This is a genomic window from Methylomagnum sp. (assembly GCF_054333355.1).
Window position 1 is genome coordinate 1 of sequence record NZ_JBTEKS010000495.1, and the last position, 2,768, is coordinate 2,768.

Below are 2,768 nucleotides of genomic sequence, written 5' to 3' on the forward strand. Positions count from 1 at the left end.
CCCCGAAGCGGGAGAACCAAGGCTGATGTTCCGTACCATCCTGGTCGTGCAGGCCCGCACCGGCTCCTCCCGGTTGCCGGGCAAGGTGTTGCTTGACGCCTGCGGCAAGCCCCTTTTGGAACTCATGCTGGAACGGCTGGGAAAAGTCCGCGCTCCGGTGCGCATCGTGGTCGCCACCACCACGGCGGGCACGGACCAGCCGGTGGTGGACCTCTGCCGCCGCCTGGGGGTGGAGATGTTCCGGGGTCATCCCACCGATTTGCTGGACCGGCATTACCGGGCGGGCAAGATTTTTGGCGCCGATGCCGTGGCGAAGATTCCCTCCGACTGCCCCTTGATCGACCCCGCCGTGGTGGACCGGGTGCTGGCCCGCTTCGCTCTTGGTGATTGCGACTACGCGGGCAATCTGCATCCCGCCTCCTACCCGGACGGCAACGATGTGGAAGTGATGACCATGGAGGCGCTGAAAGAGGCTTGGCGGGAGGCGGACAAGCCCATGGAGCGGGAACACACCACGCCGTTTCTATGGGAGCGGCCCGAGCGGTTCCGCTTGGCGAACGTGCTGTGGGAAGCGGACGAACAGGGCCAGCCGGTGCGGGATTATTCCCTGTCCCACCGCTGGACCCTGGATTACCCGGAGGACTACCAGTTCATCCGGCGGGTCTACGAGGCGATTTATCCCGCCAAGCCGGATTTCCGGCTGGACGACATCCTGGCCTTGCTGGACGCCCAGCCGGACCTCGCCGCCATCAACGCCGCCTATGCCGGGGTCAACTGGTATCGCCACCATCTGCATGAACTCCGCACGGTGGACTCCCGGCACACACGTCTGTTGGATGCGGCTCTTCATCCGGCTTCCCTACCCCCGTTTCCGCCCTTGTCGGAATTCGCCACCGGATTGCAAACCCCATGACCGAACACCAAGAGCAAGAACTCCAAGCCCTGGCCCACCGGGTCCGCCGCCATGTCATTGAAATGGCGACGGGCGGCGGTTGCTTCATCGGCGCGTCGCTGTCCTGCGTCGATGTCCTGGCCTATCTCTACACCCATTGGCTGAACCTGGATGCCGCCAAGCTGGACGACCCGGAGCGCGACTACCTGCTGCTGTCGAAAGGCCACGACGTGCCCGCCCTGTATGGCCTGCTCGTGGAACTGGGCTTCATCGGGAAAGAACGCCTGACCCGCCACCTCAAGACCGACGACCACATCTATTGGCATCCCAACCGCAATGTCCCCGGCGTGGAATTCCATTCCGGCTCCCTGGGCCATCTGCTCAGCGTCGGCATCGGCGTCGCATTGGACATCAAGCTGCGGCGGGGGCGGGGCCGGGTGGTGGTGATCCTGGGGGATGGCGAGACCAACGAAGGCTCGGTCTGGGAAGCCGTCTTGGTGGCCGCCGCCAAGAACTTGGACAACCTGGTGGTGATCGTGGACCGCAACGGCTTCCAGGCCAATCTGGCGACCGAGGAGCTGATCCCGCTGGAGCCGCTGCCCAACAAGTTCGCCGCCTTCGGGTGGAGCGCCATCCGGCTGAACGGCCACGACTTCCGGCAGTTGGAGGACGGCTTGGCCCACATCCCCCGCTTGGCGGGACGGCCCACCGCCATCGTCGCCGACACCGTGCGGGGGCGCGGCCTGCCCAGCATCGAAGCCCGCGCCGACCGCTGGTTCTGCAATTTCTCCCCGGTCGAAATCGGGAGGCTGCTCGAAGAACTGGAAGGCACCCATAGCGCGGTGCTGGAAAGCGACATCATCGTGGCCCGCTGACGGATCACCCCATGGCACAGCAAACCCATTACCAAACCTACGAAGACCGGCTCGGCGCCCTGGCGGAAACCGACGAGCGCTTCGTGGTCATGACCGCCGAGAACCGCTCGGCCATCCGCAACCTGCCGTCCCGGTTGGGCGAGCGGTTCATCGACTTAGGGATTTGCGAGCAAACCATGGTCGGTGCCGCCGCCGGGCTGGCGCTGCGGGGCCGCATCCCGGTGGTCCACGCCCTGGCGACCTTCCTGACGTTGCGGGCTTTCGAATTCATCCGCACCGATGTCGGGATAGCCCATTTGCCGGTGAAGCTGGTCGGTACCTTCAACGGCTTCTGGTCGGAGGCCAACGGTCCCACCCACCAATCCCTGGAAGACGTGGCCCTGATGCGCGGCATTCCCGGCATGAGCGTCTGGTGTCCGGCGGACGAGGAAGACCTGCTGCTGGGCCTGGAAACCGTGCTGCGCGACCCCGCGCCCTGTTACATCCGCTACAACGGTGCCCGGCCCATGGCCCGCCATGACCAGCCCTTCGAGTGGGGCCGGGCGGAAGTCTGGTGGGAAGGCCACGACGTGACCCTGCTGACCTACGGGATGCTGTTCGGCGAAGCCTTAACCGCCGTCGATTTGTTGCGGCGGGCGGGCTATTCCGTGGGGCTGGTGAACATGCGGATGCTCAAGCCGGCGGATACCGGGGCCATCCTCACCGCCGCCCGCCGCTCCGGGCTGTTGGTCACGGTGGAGGACCACTTCAAGACCGGCGGGCTGTATTCCATCGTGGCCGAGACCCTGGTCGAACACGGCGTCGCGGCGAAGGTGCTGCCCATCGCCCTGGACGAGCGCTGGTTCAAACCGGCCCTGCTCAGGGATGTCTTGGAGTACGAGGGCTTCACCGGCGCGGCGCTGGCGGCGCGGATTCGGGATCGCCTTGATGGCAGCCGCTGACGGAGACCGTGGGAGTGGGCTTCAGCCCACGAGCGTCCTGCCGGAGCGTGGGCTGAAGCC

3 protein-coding genes are annotated in these 2,768 nt (G+C 65.9%); all 3 read left to right on the forward strand.

The window, feature by feature from the left end; translation table 11 throughout:
- Positions 1 to 913 (forward strand): cytidylyltransferase domain-containing protein (locus ACXWUF_RS21575; protein ID WP_458496585.1); only part of this gene is annotated, 913 nt, incomplete at its 5' end.
- The gene (locus tag ACXWUF_RS21580; RefSeq protein ID WP_458496586.1) at positions 910 to 1,767 is read left to right on the forward strand and encodes a transketolase; all 858 of its coding nucleotides are present in this window, start codon (positions 910 to 912) and stop codon (positions 1,765 to 1,767) included. The genes ACXWUF_RS21575 and ACXWUF_RS21580, both read left to right, overlap by 4 nt.
- Before the next feature lie 11 nt (positions 1,768 to 1,778).
- The gene (locus tag ACXWUF_RS21585; protein ID WP_458496587.1) at positions 1,779 to 2,708 is read left to right on the forward strand and encodes a transketolase family protein; all 930 of its coding nucleotides are present in this window, start codon (positions 1,779 to 1,781) and stop codon (positions 2,706 to 2,708) included.
- Positions 2,709 to 2,768 lie beyond the last annotated feature (60 nt).